16 protein-coding genes and 3 pseudogenes are annotated in these 13942 nt (G+C 69.3%); 15 read left to right on the top strand and 4 right to left on the bottom strand.

What is annotated here, in order from left to right:
- The first annotated feature begins 108 nt into the window (after window positions 1–108).
- On the top strand, window positions 109–1512 hold the full coding sequence (locus tag ASD25_RS11510; protein WP_082560047.1) for a dicarboxylate/amino acid:cation symporter: 1404 nt from the start codon (window positions 109–111) through the stop codon (window positions 1510–1512).
- On the opposite strand, the gene ASD25_RS11505 is transcribed toward ASD25_RS11510, so the two are convergent.
- On the bottom strand, window positions 1509–2000 hold the full coding sequence (locus ASD25_RS11505; protein WP_055829077.1) for a VOC family protein: 492 nt from the start codon (window positions 1998–2000) through the stop codon (window positions 1509–1511). The genes ASD25_RS11510 and ASD25_RS11505 overlap by 4 nt on opposite strands.
- 101 nt (window positions 2001–2101) lie before the next feature.
- Here ASD25_RS11505 and ASD25_RS11500 point away from each other — a divergent pair, with 101 nt between their 5' ends.
- A complete protein-coding gene (locus tag ASD25_RS11500; protein ID WP_055829737.1) occupies window positions 2102–2452 on the top strand; it encodes an arsenate reductase in 351 nt (116 codons plus the stop codon).
- Window positions 2453–2589: 137 nt separating this feature from the next.
- Window positions 2590–3150 carry a DUF2726 domain-containing protein gene (locus ASD25_RS11495; protein WP_162252072.1) on the top strand — a complete coding sequence of 187 codons (561 nt, stop codon included), beginning with the start codon at window positions 2590–2592 and terminating at the stop codon, window positions 3148–3150.
- A gap of 21 nt (window positions 3151–3171) precedes the next feature.
- On the opposite strand, the gene ASD25_RS11490 is transcribed toward ASD25_RS11495, so the two are convergent.
- The gene (locus ASD25_RS11490) at window positions 3172–5451 is read right to left on the bottom strand and encodes a glycoside hydrolase family 3 N-terminal domain-containing protein (RefSeq protein WP_200943606.1); all 2280 of its coding nucleotides are present in this window, start codon (window positions 5449–5451) and stop codon (window positions 3172–3174) included.
- A gap of 86 nt (window positions 5452–5537) precedes the next feature.
- Window positions 5538–5777: a DUF2188 domain-containing protein gene (locus tag ASD25_RS11485; protein ID WP_055829083.1), complete on the bottom strand. Its 240-nt coding sequence runs from the start codon at window positions 5775–5777 to the stop codon at window positions 5538–5540.
- Window positions 5778–5956: 179 nt separating this feature from the next.
- Here ASD25_RS11485 and ASD25_RS11480 point away from each other — a divergent pair, with 179 nt between their 5' ends.
- From ASD25_RS11480 to ASD25_RS11470, 3 genes are read left to right on the top strand one after another with little or no spacing between them, the layout of a single operon-like run.
- Entirely contained in the window at window positions 5957–6376 is a 420-nt protein-coding gene (locus tag ASD25_RS11480) for a hypothetical protein (RefSeq protein WP_055829740.1), read from the top strand.
- 21 nt (window positions 6377–6397) lie between these two features.
- Window positions 6398–6937: an RNA polymerase sigma factor gene (locus tag ASD25_RS11475; RefSeq protein WP_055829086.1), complete on the top strand. Its 540-nt coding sequence runs from the start codon at window positions 6398–6400 to the stop codon at window positions 6935–6937.
- Window positions 6927–7223: a hypothetical protein gene (locus tag ASD25_RS11470; RefSeq protein ID WP_055829088.1), complete on the top strand. Its 297-nt coding sequence runs from the start codon at window positions 6927–6929 to the stop codon at window positions 7221–7223. The genes ASD25_RS11475 and ASD25_RS11470 overlap by 11 nt, the downstream gene beginning before the upstream one ends.
- On the opposite strand, the gene ASD25_RS11465 is transcribed toward ASD25_RS11470, so the two are convergent.
- Window positions 7210–8028, bottom strand: a complete 819-nt coding sequence (locus tag ASD25_RS11465) for an endonuclease/exonuclease/phosphatase family protein (RefSeq protein WP_055829092.1) — start codon at window positions 8026–8028, stop codon at window positions 7210–7212. The genes ASD25_RS11470 and ASD25_RS11465 overlap by 14 nt on opposite strands.
- 141 nt (window positions 8029–8169) lie before the next feature.
- Between ASD25_RS11465 and ASD25_RS11460 the strand changes: the two genes are divergently transcribed.
- From ASD25_RS11460 to ASD25_RS11425, 9 genes and pseudogenes are all read left to right on the top strand, one after another.
- A complete protein-coding gene (locus tag ASD25_RS11460; RefSeq protein WP_055829096.1) occupies window positions 8170–8568 on the top strand; it encodes a DUF6249 domain-containing protein in 399 nt (132 codons plus the stop codon).
- A gap of 25 nt (window positions 8569–8593) precedes the next feature.
- Window positions 8594–9154: an RNA polymerase sigma factor gene (locus tag ASD25_RS11455; protein ID WP_055829743.1), complete on the top strand. Its 561-nt coding sequence runs from the start codon at window positions 8594–8596 to the stop codon at window positions 9152–9154.
- Window positions 9144–9557, top strand: a complete 414-nt coding sequence (locus ASD25_RS11450; protein WP_055829100.1) for a hypothetical protein — start codon at window positions 9144–9146, stop codon at window positions 9555–9557. The genes ASD25_RS11455 and ASD25_RS11450 overlap by 11 nt, the downstream gene beginning before the upstream one ends.
- A gap of 75 nt (window positions 9558–9632) precedes the next feature.
- Window positions 9633–10383 (top strand): annotated as a pseudogene (gene panB, locus ASD25_RS11445) (3-methyl-2-oxobutanoate hydroxymethyltransferase); the annotation flags it as partial.
- A gap of 1 nt (window position 10384) precedes the next feature.
- A partial coding sequence (locus ASD25_RS29350; RefSeq protein WP_235562710.1) for a 3-methyl-2-oxobutanoate hydroxymethyltransferase occupies window positions 10385–10668 on the top strand: 284 nt, incomplete at its 5' end.
- A gap of 92 nt (window positions 10669–10760) precedes the next feature.
- Complete coding sequence (locus ASD25_RS11440; RefSeq protein ID WP_055829106.1) at window positions 10761–11537, top strand: tetratricopeptide repeat protein; 777 nt, start codon at window positions 10761–10763, stop codon at window positions 11535–11537.
- 23 nt (window positions 11538–11560) lie between these two features.
- Window positions 11561–12991 carry a PQQ-like beta-propeller repeat protein gene (locus ASD25_RS11435; protein ID WP_055829109.1) on the top strand — a complete coding sequence of 477 codons (1431 nt, stop codon included), beginning with the start codon at window positions 11561–11563 and terminating at the stop codon, window positions 12989–12991.
- 33 nt (window positions 12992–13024) lie between these two features.
- A pseudogene (locus tag ASD25_RS11430) lies at window positions 13025–13251 on the top strand (GTPase); the annotation flags it as partial.
- Between the two features lie 140 nt (window positions 13252–13391).
- A pseudogene (locus tag ASD25_RS11425) lies at window positions 13392–13942 on the top strand (GTPase); the annotation flags it as partial.

Below are 13942 nucleotides of genomic sequence, written 5' to 3'. Positions count from 1 at the left end.
GGCTCCGCTTCCGGGCCGTCAGGTCACAGGCGGATGGGAATACGGCGGCGAGCCCTCTAGGCTGGGTCGGGGAATCGCGGCTCCTGGTCCGCGACGAGGGAAAACGCCATGGCCCGGAAACCCGCCGACAAGGCGCCCACGCCGCGCACGCCTGCGCCCGCCGCGGTCAAGGTCGCGCCCGGCGTCGCCGTGGATGCGACCGCGCCGACGCCGCCGAAGAAGACGCCGATCTGGACCCACCTCTATGTCCAGGTGCTGGTCGCCATCGGGCTGGGCGCCTTGATCGGCCATTTCTGGCCGACGTTCGGGGAGAGCCTGAAGCCGCTCGGCGACGCCTTCATCCGCCTGGTGAAGATGATCATCGCCCCGGTCATCTTCCTGACCGTGGCCACCGGCATCGCCCACCTCAGGGACCTCGGCCGGCTGGGCAAGGTGGTGGGCAAGGCCTTCGCCTATTTCCTGACCTTCTCGACCCTGGCCCTGATCATCGGCCTGGTCGTCGCCAATGTGGTGCGGCCCGGGGCCGGGATGAACGTCGATCCGGCCACCCTCGACCCGGCCGCAGTGGCCCAGTACGCCACCAAGGCCCACGAGACCTCGATCGTCGGCTTCCTGATGAACATCATTCCCGAGACGGTGGTCGGCGCCTTCGCCGGCGGCGAGATCCTGCAGGTGCTGTTCTTCGCCATCCTGTTCGGCATCTCCCTGGCCGTGATCGGCGATCGGGCCCAGCCGGTCATGGCCGTGCTGGAGAGCGTGTCCGAGGCCTTCTTCAAACTGGTCGCCATCCTGATGAAGGCGGCCCCGATCGGGGCCTTCGGGGCCTTCGCCTTCACCATCGGCAAATACGGCATCGAGTCGGTGATCAACCTCGCCGCCCTGGTCGGCACCTTCTACCTGACCTCGGCCCTGTTCGTGGTCGTGGTGCTGGGGGCCGTCGCGGCCTTCAACGGCTTCTCGATCTTCAAGCTGATCCGCTATCTCAAGGAGGAGCTGCTGCTGGTGCTCGGCACCTCGTCCTCCGAAGCCGCCCTGCCCAGCCTGATCGAGAAGATGGGCCGGGCCGGCTGCGACAAGTCGGTGGTCGGGCTGGTCGTGCCGACCGGCTATTCCTTCAATCTGGACGGCACCAACATCTACATGACCCTGGCGGCCCTGTTTATCGCCCAGGCCTGCGGGGTCGACCTGTCGCTGGGCGACCAACTGCTGCTGCTGGCCGTGGCCATGCTGAGCTCCAAGGGGGCGGCGGGGGTCACGGGGGCGGGCTTCATCACCCTGGCCGCGACCCTGGCCGTGGTGCCGTCGGTGCCGGTGGCTGGCATGGCCCTGATCCTCGGCGTCGACCGCTTCATGAGCGAATGCCGGGCCCTGACCAACTTCATCGGCAACGCCGTGGCCACCATCGTGGTGGCGAAGTGGGAGAAGGGTCTGGACCGCGAGGCCCTGGACCTGGCGCTCTCAGGCGCGCCCGGCCCGGTCGTGGCCGGCGCCGTGCAGGCGGACGAGGACTAGCCCCGCGCGGCGCGTTCCAGCGCGGCGATGTTCAGCCGCTTCATGTCCATCATGGCCGCGAAGACGCGTTGGCGCACGGCCGGGTCCGGATCGGCCAGAAAGCGGTTCATGGCATAGGGCACGATCTGCCACGACAGGCCGTAGCGATCCTTGACCCAGCCGCACTGCTCGGCCTCGGGCACGGCGGACAGGGCCTCCGTCAGGCGGTCGACCTCGGCCTGGTCCTCGCAGTCGATCTGCAGCGAAATCGCCTCGGTGAAGGTGAAATGAGGCCCGCCGTTCAATGCCGTGTAGCGATTGCCGGCGAGGGTGAATTCGACCAGCAGGACGTCGCCGGCCTTGCCGGAGGGATAGTCGCCGGGGGAGCGGATGACGGCGTCGATGCGGGAATCCGGAAGCAGCGAAACATAGAAGCTCACGGCTTCCTCGGCCTGTTTGTCGAACCAGAGGCAGGGGATGACCTTCTGGCGGGGCGGGAGGGCGGTCATGGCACGTCTCCTTTGCTGATCGACGTCTTATATTAAACTATCTGGTTAAATGCAAATGGCCCGGCTTGCGGTTCCGGGGCGAGGTCGCCACACAGGCGGCCATGACTCCGACTCTCTACGGCATCCCCAACTGCGACACCGTCAGGAAGGCCCGCGTCTGGCTGGCCGAACACGGCGTGGCGCATGAGTTTCACGACTACAAGAAGGCCGGGATTGACCGCGCCCGGATCGAGGGCTGGGTGGCGGAACACGGCTGGGAAGTGGTGCTGAACCGCGCCGGCACGACGTTCAAGGCGCTGCCGGACGCTGACAAGGCAGACCTGAACGCTGCGAAGGCCGTGGACCTGATGCTGGCCCAGCCGTCGATGATCAAACGGCCGGTGCTGGATCTGGGCGGCCGGACCCTGGTGGGATTCAAGCCCGATCATTACGTGGCCGCTCTTGGTCGCTGAGCAGTTCGCCTTCGCCCCGTTAGCCTTATCGTTTAAGCCCTCTGCAATCCGCCACGCGCACGCTTGAGGCGACGAAGCTCGCGCAAGAGGTGTGATCGATGTCGGATCAGCAGACCATTCTCGTCGTCCTGATTGTCATGGCGGCCTTCCTCGCGGGGATGAAGGCCTCCCGTTTGATGGCCCGCCGTGAACGCCGGGGCTGGCGGAGTGCGACCGGGCCGACCCGGCCGGCGGTCTCGCGTTCTGAGGGCCGGGCTCCCGATGCGACCGAGCAGCTTCGCACAGTGATGTCTGCGACGTTCAAACCCCGCCGCCTGATGTCCGCCGACGAGGCGCGGGTCTTCAAGGTCGCGGAGGCCGTGGTTCAACGCCTGAATCTGAAATGGCGGGTCATGGCCCAGGTCAGCCTCGGCGAGGTGTTGTCCTCGGGTGATCCGGCGGCCTATGCGACGGTTAACAGCAAGCGCGTGGACATTCTGGTGATTTCCGGTTCGGGCCATCCCGTCGCCGCCATCGAATACCAGGGCAGCGGGCATTATCTGGGCACCGCCGCCGCCCGGGACGCGGTCAAGAAGGAGGCGCTGCGGCGTGCCGGTGTCGCCTATATCGAGGTGACGCCCGGCCACGACGTCGCCGAGCATCTGGCCCGGGAGTTCATGCGGGTCTCGGCCGGTAAGGACCTCGGCCTCGCCGCCTGACCGGGATCCGGAGCAACCCGGTCAACGCACCAGGTTGAACGTCGCCGCCGTTCCCGACTGAGCGTCGGCGCTCAGCCACACGTCGAACAGCCCCGGCTCGACCGTCGGCCGCAGGTCGGGCCCGAGGAAGCTCAGCTCCGGGAACCTCAGCGACATCGTCACCTCCAGCGCGCCGCCCGCCGGCACCGTCACGCGACGGAAATTCTTCAGCAACCGAACCGGCTGGGTGATCGAGGCCGCCTTGTCGCGGATGTAGAGCTGCACGACCTCGGACACCGGAAGCGCGCCCGTGTTCGTCAGGGTCACGGTCGCGCTGATCTCGCCGTTCCAGGCCATGGTCGGCGCCGATAGCCGGACGGGCGAATATTGCACCGTCCCATAGGTCAGGCCGTGTCCAAACGGATACAGCGCCAGATGCGGCGCCTCGCGGAATTTGGAGGTGAACTCGGTGTCGGTCGGCTGCGACGGCCGGCCGGTGGTCTTGTGCGCATAGTAGAAGGGCGACTGACCGGAGCGGTACGGGAAGCTGACCGGCAGCCGGCCCGTCGGCGCATGGTCGCCGAACAGGATGTCGGCGACGGAGTTGCCGGTTTCGGAGCCCAGGAACCACGTCGCCAGAAGGGCCGGGGCGTCCTTCACCGCGCCCGCCAGCTCCATGCCGCGGCCGTTGCGCAGCAGGACCACCACGGGCTTGCCGGTCGCCGCCACGGCCTCGGCCAGCGCCAGTTGCGGCGTGGGAATGCCAATATCGACGCGGGACTTGGACTCGGCCGACATCTCCTGCGACTCGCCGACGGCCAGCAGGACGACGTCCGCCTGGGCCGCCGCCATCACCGCCGCCTCGATCCCGCCGGCCAGCGGCGTCTCGACGTTTGAACCCTTCACCACCGTCAGGCTGGAGCCTGGGCCCAGCGCCGCCCGCAGCCCCTGTTCCAGCGACACCGCCAGCTTGGGATCCTTGAAGATCGACCACGGCCCGAACAGGTCCGTCGCATCCGCCCCGAACGGCCCGATCAGGGCATAGCGTTTGCCCGACTTCGGCAGGGGCAACAGGCCGCCTTCGTTCTTCAGCATCACGATCGACTTGCGGCCCGCCTCTCGGGCGAGCGCCAGATGCTCGCGGCTGCCGTGCACCCGCCTCTCCATGCGGACGTCCGAACCGCGATACGGGGTCTCGAACAGGCCCAGCGCCGCCTTGGTCATCAGGACCCGCCGCACCGCCTCGTCGACGCGGGCGATGGGCACGTCGCCCGACTGGACCAGTTCGGGGATGTGCTTGAGATAGAGCCCGCTCTTCATCGACATGTCGACGCCGGCCATCAGGGCCAGCCGCGCCGCGTCGCGCCCGTCCGCGGCGTAGCCGTGGGCGATCAGCTCCTGCTCCGAGGTGTAGTCCGACACGACGAAGCCGGCGAAGCCCCACTCGCCCCGCAATATGTCGGTCAGCAGCCATTTGCTGCCGCTGGCCGGGACGCCGTTCAGGTCGTTGAACGCGCTCATGGTCGACAGGGCGCCGGCGTCGAAGGCGGCCTTGAACGGCGGCAGATAGACCGACCGCAACTCCAGCTCGCTCATGTCGGTGGAATTGTAGTCCATGCCCGCCTCGGCGGCGCCGTACGCGGCGAAATGCTTGGGACAGGCCAGCAGGGACGACCAGGCCTTCAGGTCATCGCCCTGGAAGCCCCGCGTCCGCGCCGCGGCGAACAGATTGCCCAGCAGGACGTCCTCGCCCGCCCCCTCGACCACCCGGCCCCAGCGTTGGTCGCGTCCGACGTCGACCATGGGGGCGTAGGTCTGGTGCACGCCGGCGGCCCCGCCCTCGACGGCGGCGGCGCGCGCCGTGCGCATGGCCAGGTCCGTATCCCAGCTGGCGGTCTCGCCCAGCGGCACGGGGAAGGTGGTGCGCAGGCCGTGGACGATGTCGGCGGCGAACAGCAGGGGGATGCCCAGCCGGCTGTCCCGGACGGCCATCTCCTGCACCATCCGGGTGTTCTCCGCCCCCACGCCGTTGAACAGGGCTCCGATCCGCCCCGCGCGGATGTCGGCGGCGACGGCGGCCTGGTCCGCGTTGAAGTCGCCCGGGTTCACGCCCTCGGGCCGCCAGCGGAAGGGATCGTTCAGCAGGTTCAGCTGGCCGGCCTTCTCCTCGATCGTCATGCGCGCGATCAGGGCGTTGACCCGGTCCAGATCCGCCGCCGCCCGCGCCGCCGCGATCCGCGGCGCCATGACCATCCCCGCCGCCATCGCGCCTCCGGCCAGGAGCATGCGGCGGGTCGGGGCGGCGAGGGGGGCGTGGAGCATGTAACCGGTTCCGCTGACTGGGGCGGCCAGACCTAACGGCCGGGGTGGGCCGCGCCTAGCCCGGTCCGATCACAAGCGGTTGCGGGTCAGCCCTCGACGTCGATCTCGGGCCGGTCTTGGCCGTCGGCGCGCTCGGTGATCCAGCGGCCAGAGGAGTCGGCGTATTCGATCAGGGCGTCCTCGTCCGGCACCTTCTGCTCGCGCGCCACGGCGACAGCGGCGGCCCGCGCCGAGTCATGGGTCGGATAGGTCTCGGAATAGGTCCCGCCCGACTGATAGGCCCAGCCCCCGTCGTGTTCGACGATGCGATAGGTGATCTGGACCATGGCCGGGCTCCCGTGGGGACTGAGTGTCCGCCAGCGAACGCGAGGCCGCAAGATGGGTTGCGCGTCCCGACGGCGAGGGGGGCGCAAAAAGTCCCGGCCGTCGCATCCGCTGGCGGGATCGGCGACGACTACCCTATGAAAGCGTGGACACGGCGTCCGGCGCATGAGGGGTGACGATCATGGAAGACCTGTTCCGTTCTTACTGGTGGCTGCTGTTCCCGCTGGCCTGGTTCGTGTTCGGCGGCTTCTCCAGCTTCCTGAACTACCGCCGGCAACGGGATGCGTTGAAGCTGATCCAGACCTATGCGGAAAAGGGCCAGGAGCCGCCCGCCGCCCTGCTCGCCCTGATCGAAAAGCCGATCGACGGCTCCGGAATGTGGGACTCCTCGAGCGACAACAGCGGCGGCCGGTCCGGCGACGGCGCCTGGTTCTCGGTGGTGCTGTTCGGCGTGATGGCGGTCGGCTTCGCCTACGCCAGCTGGTCAGACATCTACGGAGCCGGCGAAGCCTTCCTGATCGTCAGCTTCGTGCTGGGGGCGCTCTGCCTGGCCTCGCTGGTCTCGGCCCTGCGCAGCGGCGGACGCGGTCCGCGGGCCTGATGCGGCCCGGGAACGCGCGCCATGGGGGGATTTCACAGCGACGCCGAGCTGGTGAGTCATGCGCTCGCCGGCTCGGACGCGGCCTTTTCGCGGCTGGTCGAGCGGCATCAGGCGGCCGTCCGCGGCTTTCTGCGCCGCGCCCTGGGCGGGGGCTGGGCCGAGGCCGACGATGTGGCCCAGGACGCCTTCCTCGCCGCCTGGCGGTCGCTCCGGTCGCTCAGGGACCCGGGCGGGGTCCGCGCCTGGCTGTGCGGCATCGCCTGGCGCAAGGCCCAGGACCGGATCCGCAGCGCGCGGCGCGGCGCGGCGCGCGACGGCGTGTGGCTGGAGACGGTCGACCTCCCCGCGGGCGTGTCGCACGAGGACCGGCTGGCCCTGGCCGCCGCCATGGCCGAACTGGCCCCGGACGTTCGCGCCTGTGTCGCCCTGTGTCTCGCCGACGGCTGGTCGCACGGCGAGGCGGCCATCTCCCTGGGCTTGCCGCTCGGCACGGTGAAGTCGCATGTTGCGCGCGGTCGGGCGCGGCTGCTCAAAGCGCTCGGAGGAACCGATGACGCCTGAACAGAAACTGCAGGCCCTGTTCGCCGCCGAAGCGCTCCCGGCGCGCGACTACGCCTTCCAGGCGCGGATCGCGCAGCGGCTCGCCCTGCGCCGGGCGTGGATGACCGTCGCGGCCCTCGTGCCCTGGGTCGTCGCCGCCGTCGCCATCCTGTGGGCCCTGATTCCGGTGGTCGGTCCGCTGACCGAGGACATCGGCGCCCTGATCCCCGCCGCCGCCATGCTGGCGGGCGTGGCGGTCAGCGCCGCGGCCGCCCTGGCCCTCGCGCGCCGGTTCAGCGCAGCCTGACGGTAGCCGCCACGCCGAAATGATCCGACGGGTACTCCCCGTCCGTCGGCTCGGCCCCGATCACGGCCGCCCGCACCGGCGCGAACCGGGCCGTCTCGGCGAAGACGTGATCGATGACCCGGGGCGGATGGTTCTTCGCCGGGTTCAGCGTCGTCGGCGCCGTCCCGCGGGGCAGGGCGCTGAAGAACCGCTCGCCGGTCAGCACCGCCAGCCCGGCGTCCTCCTGCACCGCGTTGAAGTCGCCCGTGACGATCAGCGGCGTCCCGTCCTTCGGCAGCCAGCTCATCAGATCGGCCAGCTGGCGCGCCCGCACGGCCTGGGCGTCGGCCTGCCACGCCAGATGGGTGTTGACGACATCCACGGCCCGGCCGCCCGCGTCGACCCGGACGCGCAGCGCCGTGCGATAGTCGTCCAGCGGTTCCAGCGTCTTCCAGTCGTGCGCCAGCACGGGCAGGCGGCTCAGGATCGCATTGCCGTACCGGCGGGGCGCGCCTTCGGCGTCGGTCGAGACGAAATGCATCTCATAGCCGCCCAGGGCGTCCGCGATCGTCCGCGCCTGATTGGGCAGCCCGACGGCGGCGTCTTCCAGCACCTCCTGCAGGGCGATGACGTCCGGGCTCTCCGCCCGGATCGCGGCGATCAGCAGCGGCAGTCGCGCGGCCCAGTCGCCCTGGTTGTGCCAGATGTTGAAGGTGACCAGGGTCAGCGCCGCCCCTCGCACCTCCGTCACCGCGCCCGTCCCGGTCGCGCAGGCGGTCAGGGGGGCCGCGGCCAGTCCGGCCAGAAGGAGGCGGCGGTCGATCATCGGCGTGTCTCCGGTTGCGGGGCCCGCCTTCGCCTTACAAAAGTTTCACCTCGTCGTCCGCATCCATGGAGCGTCTTCACAGCCTCTTGTCGTCAGAAGGCCGAGGCATCACGCTCCGGTTTCGAGAAAAGGGGACATCCCATGAACCTGACGCCCATACTGATCGTACTGATCATCTTCACCGCCATTACCGCCGTCATCTTCGGTCCGAGCTATCTGAAATCCCGCGAGAAGCGCGATATCCAGACGACGGTTCGTCACGCGATCGACAAGGGCCAGCAACTGCCCGCCGACCTGATCGACGCCATGACGCGCGACGTGGCCAGCAAGCTTCCCTCGCGGACCCGCGACCTGCGTCGCGGCGTCATCTGGCTGGCGGTCGGCGTCGGCCTCACCGCCTTCGGGTACATGACCCAGTTCGGCTGGCACGACCACGATGTCGAAGGCGTAGCAGGCGGCCTGATGGGCATCGCGGCCATTCCCGCCACCATCGGTCTGGCGTTCATCATCCTGAGCTTCTTCAACCCGAACAAGGAGTAAGCCCGAGCGGACAGGGGGATTGATGATGACCCAACCTCTGATCGACCGGCACGACGTCGAGCTCGCCGCCCTTGCGGCGGCGGGCGGACGGCGGGAGTTCGGCGAGCTGGTGCGCCGCCACGGTTCGGCGGTGCGCGGCCTGCTGCGGCGGATGGGGGCCCAGCCCTCGCTCGCCGACGACATCGCCCAGGACGCCTTTATCCAGGCGTTCGAGCGGTGCGCGGAGTTTCGCGGCGAGGGCACCTTCGCCGCCTGGGTCAAGCGGATCGCGGCGCGTCTCTACATCAAGCGTGTTACGAAAGAAGCCCGCTACATTGCTGAAGTTGAACAGGAAGAAGTCGCGCCCGCCGCCGATCAGGCGGGCCTGATGGATCTCGACGAAGCCCTGAAAGGCCTCAGCGAGCCTGAACGACTGTGTGTCTCCCTTTGTCACGGGGCCGGCATGGCGCATCCCGAGATCGCCGCCGCCCTGAATTTGCCACTCGGCACGGTGAAGTCTCATGTCAAACGTGGTCTGGATAAACTCCGCGCGCGGCTACAGCCGCGATCCGCGACAGCCCTGGGGGGAGCGCAGCATGTCGGCTGACGAGTTCGATCCCGAAATCGAGCGCCTGTTCGCGCGCACCCCGCATCTGCCCGACGCGGCCCTGTTCAACGCCCGGGTCGAACAGCGCCTGCAGAAGAGCTCCCAGGTTCGCGTCTTCGCCCTGGGGCTGGCCGGCGTCGTCGGCGGCGTCGTGGCGGTCCGCGAGACCATGAGCGTGAACCTCGGCGTCGGCGACGGCGTGGTCGCCGGCGACGCCCTCGGCGAGGGCATTCGCTCCGCCTCGCTCAGCGTCCAGAGTTCGGTTCAGGGGGCGCTCGACCAGTTCGGTCTGGGCGGCCTGGAACTCGGCTCCATGGGCGGAATGCAACTGTTCTGGATCGCCGCCGGAGCCCTGATCGCCCTGGCCGCGGCCGGCGTGATGAAGCTGTCGCAGGATATGTGAGTCTGTCCCCGTCGTCCTCAGGGATGACGGGGACAAGCCCCATCGCTATCTAGGTCTCCGAACAGGAGGACCGCCATGTCCAGCCAGAAGCAGGAAACCGTCCGCCGCCTCGCCGCGCCGGACATCCGCAACCGCAAGGGCGGAGAGCCCATCGTCTGCCTGACGGCGTATGACGCCCCCACGGCGGCCCTGCTGGACGATCATTGCGACCTGCTGCTGGTCGGCGACAGCGTCGGCATGGTCGTGCACGGCCTGCCCAACACCGTCGGAGTCACCCTCGAGATGATGATTCTCCACGGCCAGGCCGTCATGCGCGGCTCGAGGAAGGCCATGGTGGTCATCGACATGCCGTTCGGCAGCTACGAGGGCGGCAAGGAGCTGGCCTACGAAAACTGCGCTCGCGTCATGAAGGAGACGGGCGCCCAGGGCGTGAAGCTGGAAAGCGGCCCGACCGTCGCGGAAACCATCGCCTATCTGGTCCAGCGCGGCATCCCGGTCATGGGCCACGTCGGCCTGCGGCCCCAGGCCGTGCTGACGGACGGCGCCTTCAAGGCCAAGGGCCGGACCGACGAGGARCGKCTKCGGGTCATGTCGGARGCCGAGGCCACSGCTGACGCMGGRGCCTTTTCCATCGTCATCGAGGGCGTGGCSGAGGGYCTGGCGCGCGACATCACCGCCGCCGTCGACAAGCCSACCATCGGCATCGGCGCCTCGTCCGCCTGCGACGGCCAGATTCTGGTGACGCCCGACATGCTGGGCCTGTTCGACTGGACGCCGAAATTCGTGCGCACCCTGCGCCAGACGGTCGAGCGGCTGGGTGTGCCGCNCCATCGTCATCGAGGGCGTGGCCGAGGGTCTGGCGCGCGACATCACCGCCGCCGTCGACAAGCCGACCATCGGCATCGGCGCCTCGTCCGCCTGCGACGGCCAGATTCTGGTGACGCCCGACATGCTGGGCATGTTCGACTGGACGCCGAAATTCGTCCGCCGCTACGCCGATATGCGCGGCGAGATCGACCGGGCCGTCGCCGCCTACGCCGCYGACGTGAARGCCCGCCGTTTTCCTGCCGAAGTCGAGACCTACTTCTCGAAAAAGCCCGYTACGCCSTAAGGGCTGCGTTGCGGCGGGCAGGCTGACCCTCTAGGGTCCGGCCGGATTGAATTTCAGCGGCCTCGGCGCCGTTTTCTGGGGGCGACGTATCCGTGGTTGATGTCTTCGAGCAGGTCGAGGAGGAGCTCCGCTCCGACCGCTACAAGCGGCTCGCCCGCACCTGGCTGCCCGTTGTCGGCGGCGTGCTACTGATCGCCCTGATCGCCGCCCTGGCCTTCTGGGGCTGGGACAGCCTGCAGACGTCGAAGGCCGACAAGGCCTCGGTCGCCTTCGATCGCGGCATGCAGTCGCTCCAGGCCAACAATCCGGTCGGGGCCGACGCCGCCTTCACCCAGGCGGCGAAAGACGGCAACGGCGCCTACAAGGCCCTCGCCCTGATGCAGCGCGCCGCCATCGCCGTCGACGCCAACCGCATCCCCGACGCCATCGCCCGCTTCGACGAGGCGGCGAAAGCCTCCGGGGACCCGCTGCTGGCCGACGCCGCCGCGCTCAAGGCCGCCTGGCTGGCCATGGACAGCGAGACTCTGGCCCAGATCGAGGCCCGTCTCGCGCCGATCGCGAAGGACGGCCGTCCGTTCAGCCCCTTCGCCCTCGAGGCCCTCGCCATGGCGCGCCTCCAGAACGGGCAGGTCGCCCCGGCCCGCGAGGCGCTGGTGCTGCTCAAGAACGGTCTGGATACGCCCGAGATCGTCAGCCAGCGCGCCGACCTGACCATCGCGGCCATCGATTCCGGCGCCGCGGCCAACCTGCCGGCCATCGTTCGCGCCCAGGCGGCTCTTCCCGTGGCCCCGCCCGTGAGCGCGGCCCCCGCCGCCCAGCCGGGCGCGCCTGCTCCCGCCGCGCCCGCAGCCGCACCGGCCCGCCCGTGATCCCCGTTTCCAGGACGTCCGCCATGAATCGCGTGCTCAAAGTCGCTCTGCTGGGCGGTCTGGCCGTCTCCCTCGCCTCCTGCGGCACGGTGCGCAACGCCCTGCCGTTCGGCCTCGGCGGCTCCAAGGACCCCCAGGCCACCGCGTCCGAGGGCCAGCGGATTTCGGTCCTGGAGTTCGAACAGCAGCTGGCGCCGTCGGCCGCCCTGTCGGGGCGTGACTTCTTCCTCCCGGGTCCCCAGGCCGCCACGGCCTGGACCCAGCCCGGCGGCAACGCCGAGAATTCGGTCGAGCACGTGATCGCGGCTCCGGAGTTCGCGGTGGCCTGGCGGCGGGGCGTCGGCGCCGGCTCTTCGCGCACGCGTCAGGTGATGGCGCCGGTCGTGGCCGACAACGGCCGCGTCTTCGTGCTGGACGGCGAGTCCACCGTGTCGGCGCTCGACTCCGGCACGGGCGCCCAGGCCTGGAAGGTCAATATCAAGCCCGATGAACGCGAAGGCGGCAGCCGCGGCTTCCTCGGCTTCGGCGGCACGGGCGGAACGACCGGCGGCGGCTTCGGCGGCGGCGTCGCCGTGGGCGGCGGCAAGGTCTTCGTCGCGTCCGGCTATCGCGTCGTCACCGCCCTCGACCAGGCCACGGGCGCGGTCCTCTGGACCACGCCGGTGGATGTGCCGATCCACGGCGCCCCGACCGTGTCGGGCAGCCGGGTGTTCGTGGTCGACGTCGAAAACCAGATCCAGGCCTTCGACACCACGACCGGCCGTCAGGACTGGTCCTACCGCGGCATCCCGGAGCCGGCCCGCATCATGCGCGCCTCCAGCCCGGCGGTCACCGGCGACACCGTGATCGCGCCCTTCTCGTCGGGCGAGGTCGTCGCCCTGCGCGCCTCGACCGGCCAGGCCGTCTGGCAGCAGGTGCTTTCGCGCACCAGCCGCACCAGCGCCCTGTCGGAGATCCGCGACATCGCCGGCCGTCCGGTCATCAGCCGCGGCACGGTCTACGCCGTCAGTCATTCGGGCCTGCTGTCGGCCCTCGACCTCCGCACCGGTCAGCCCAAATGGGCGCCCCTGCCCATCGCCGGCGTCAATGCGCCCCTGCCGGCCGGCGACGTCGTCTATGTCGTGTCCAAGGACGGCGAACTGACCGTCATCAACCGCGACACCGGCCAGATCTACTGGAGCCGCGACCTCAACGAGGGCCGCGTGCGTCAGGAGGGCGGCTATTTCGGCTTCTTCGACCGCACGGTGCGGCCGGAATGGTCGGGTCCGCTGCTGGCTTCGAACCGGCTGGTCCTGACCAATTCGGACGGCGAACTGGTCGCCTTCGATCCCAAGACCGGAGCCCAGACGGCTTCGCTCCGGCTCGGCGCCGGACCGGTCTATCTCGCGCCCGCCGCCTACAATGGCGCGCTCTACGTTCTCACCGACAAGGGCGACCTCGTCAGCATTCGCTGACACCGGACCCTCAATCTGCGTTAGAAGGCCGACATGGCTCTCAAAGTCGCCATCGTCGGCCGCCCCAATGTGGGCAAGTCGACATTGTTCAATCGTCTCGTCGGCAAGCGCCTCGCGCTCGTCGATGACCGCCCGGGCGTGACCCGCGACCGTCGCTACGCCGACGGCAACATCGGCGACATGGATCTGACGCTGATCGACACCGCCGGCTATGAGGACGTCACCGACGACAGCCTCGAATCGCGGATGCGCGAGCAGACNCTTCCTTGTCGCTGATCGCATCGCTGCGGGGCGGTACGGAGAGATAGACGTTGCGGTTCTCGCTCTTCAGCCGCTGGGCCAGTTCGGCCAGCCGCTGTTCGGCCTCGGGCGAAAGGGCGCGGGCATCCGCTATGCGGACGGCAACATCGGCGACATGGATCTGACGCTGATCGACACCGCCGGCTATGAGGACGTCACCGACGACAGCCTCGAATCGCGGATGCGCGAACAGACCGAGGCGGCGCTGGAAGACGGCGACCTGATCCTGTTCATGATGGACGCCCGCGAGGGCGTGACCTCGCTGGACCAGATCTTCGCCGACCGCCTGCGCAAGCAGCACAAGCCCGTCATCCTGCTGGCCAACAAGTCCGAGAGCCGCGAGAGCGGCGGCGGCATCGGCGAGGCCTATTCGCTCGGCTTTGGCGAGCCGGTCGCCATCTCGGCCGAGCACGGCGAAGGCATGGCCGATCTCTACGCCGCCATCGTCGCCGCCAGCGCCGACATCTTCATCGAGGAGGTCGACGAGCCCGACAAGCCGATCCGCATCGCCATCATCGGCCGCCCCAACGCCGGCAAGTCGACCCTGATCAACCGCCTGATCGGCGAGGACCGCATGCTGACCGGCCCCGAGGCCGGCATCACCCGCGACTCCATCTCGGTCGACTGGGAATACGAAGGCCAGAACATCCG

Source organism: Brevundimonas sp. Root1423, from assembly GCF_001426805.1.
This window is presented reverse-complemented; position numbering and strand designations above follow the sequence as displayed.

Bases quoted from the DNA above. Each gene is read 5' to 3' on its own strand.
- ASD25_RS11470 (WP_055829088.1), top strand. From the start codon at position 6,927: ATGACGCCTGAACAGAAACTGCAGGCCCTGTTCGCCGCCGAAGCGCTC.
- ASD25_RS11485 (WP_055829083.1), bottom strand. From the start codon at position 5,777: ATGGTCCAGATCACCTATCGCATCGTCGAACACGACGGGGGCTGGGCC.
- ASD25_RS11465 (WP_055829092.1), bottom strand. From the start codon at position 8,028: ATGATCGACCGCCGCCTCCTTCTGGCCGGACTGGCCGCGGCCCCCCTG.
- ASD25_RS11455 (WP_055829743.1), top strand. From the start codon at position 8,594: ATGACCCAACCTCTGATCGACCGGCACGACGTCGAGCTCGCCGCCCTT.
- ASD25_RS11495 (WP_162252072.1), top strand. From the start codon at position 2,590: ATGGCGGCCTTCCTCGCGGGGATGAAGGCCTCCCGTTTGATGGCCCGC.
- ASD25_RS11505 (WP_055829077.1), bottom strand. From the start codon at position 2,000: ATGACCGCCCTCCCGCCCCGCCAGAAGGTCATCCCCTGCCTCTGGTTC.
- ASD25_RS11490 (WP_200943606.1), bottom strand. From the start codon at position 5,451: ATGCTCCACGCCCCCCTCGCCGCCCCGACCCGCCGCATGCTCCTGGCC.
- ASD25_RS11475 (WP_055829086.1), top strand. From the start codon at position 6,398: ATGGGGGGATTTCACAGCGACGCCGAGCTGGTGAGTCATGCGCTCGCC.
- ASD25_RS11480 (WP_055829740.1), top strand. From the start codon at position 5,957: ATGGAAGACCTGTTCCGTTCTTACTGGTGGCTGCTGTTCCCGCTGGCC.
- ASD25_RS11460 (WP_055829096.1), top strand. From the start codon at position 8,170: ATGAACCTGACGCCCATACTGATCGTACTGATCATCTTCACCGCCATT.
- ASD25_RS11435 (WP_055829109.1), top strand. From the start codon at position 11,561: ATGAATCGCGTGCTCAAAGTCGCTCTGCTGGGCGGTCTGGCCGTCTCC.
- ASD25_RS11450 (WP_055829100.1), top strand. From the start codon at position 9,144: ATGTCGGCTGACGAGTTCGATCCCGAAATCGAGCGCCTGTTCGCGCGC.
- ASD25_RS11500 (WP_055829737.1), top strand. From the start codon at position 2,102: ATGACTCCGACTCTCTACGGCATCCCCAACTGCGACACCGTCAGGAAG.
- ASD25_RS11510 (WP_082560047.1), top strand. From the start codon at position 109: ATGGCCCGGAAACCCGCCGACAAGGCGCCCACGCCGCGCACGCCTGCG.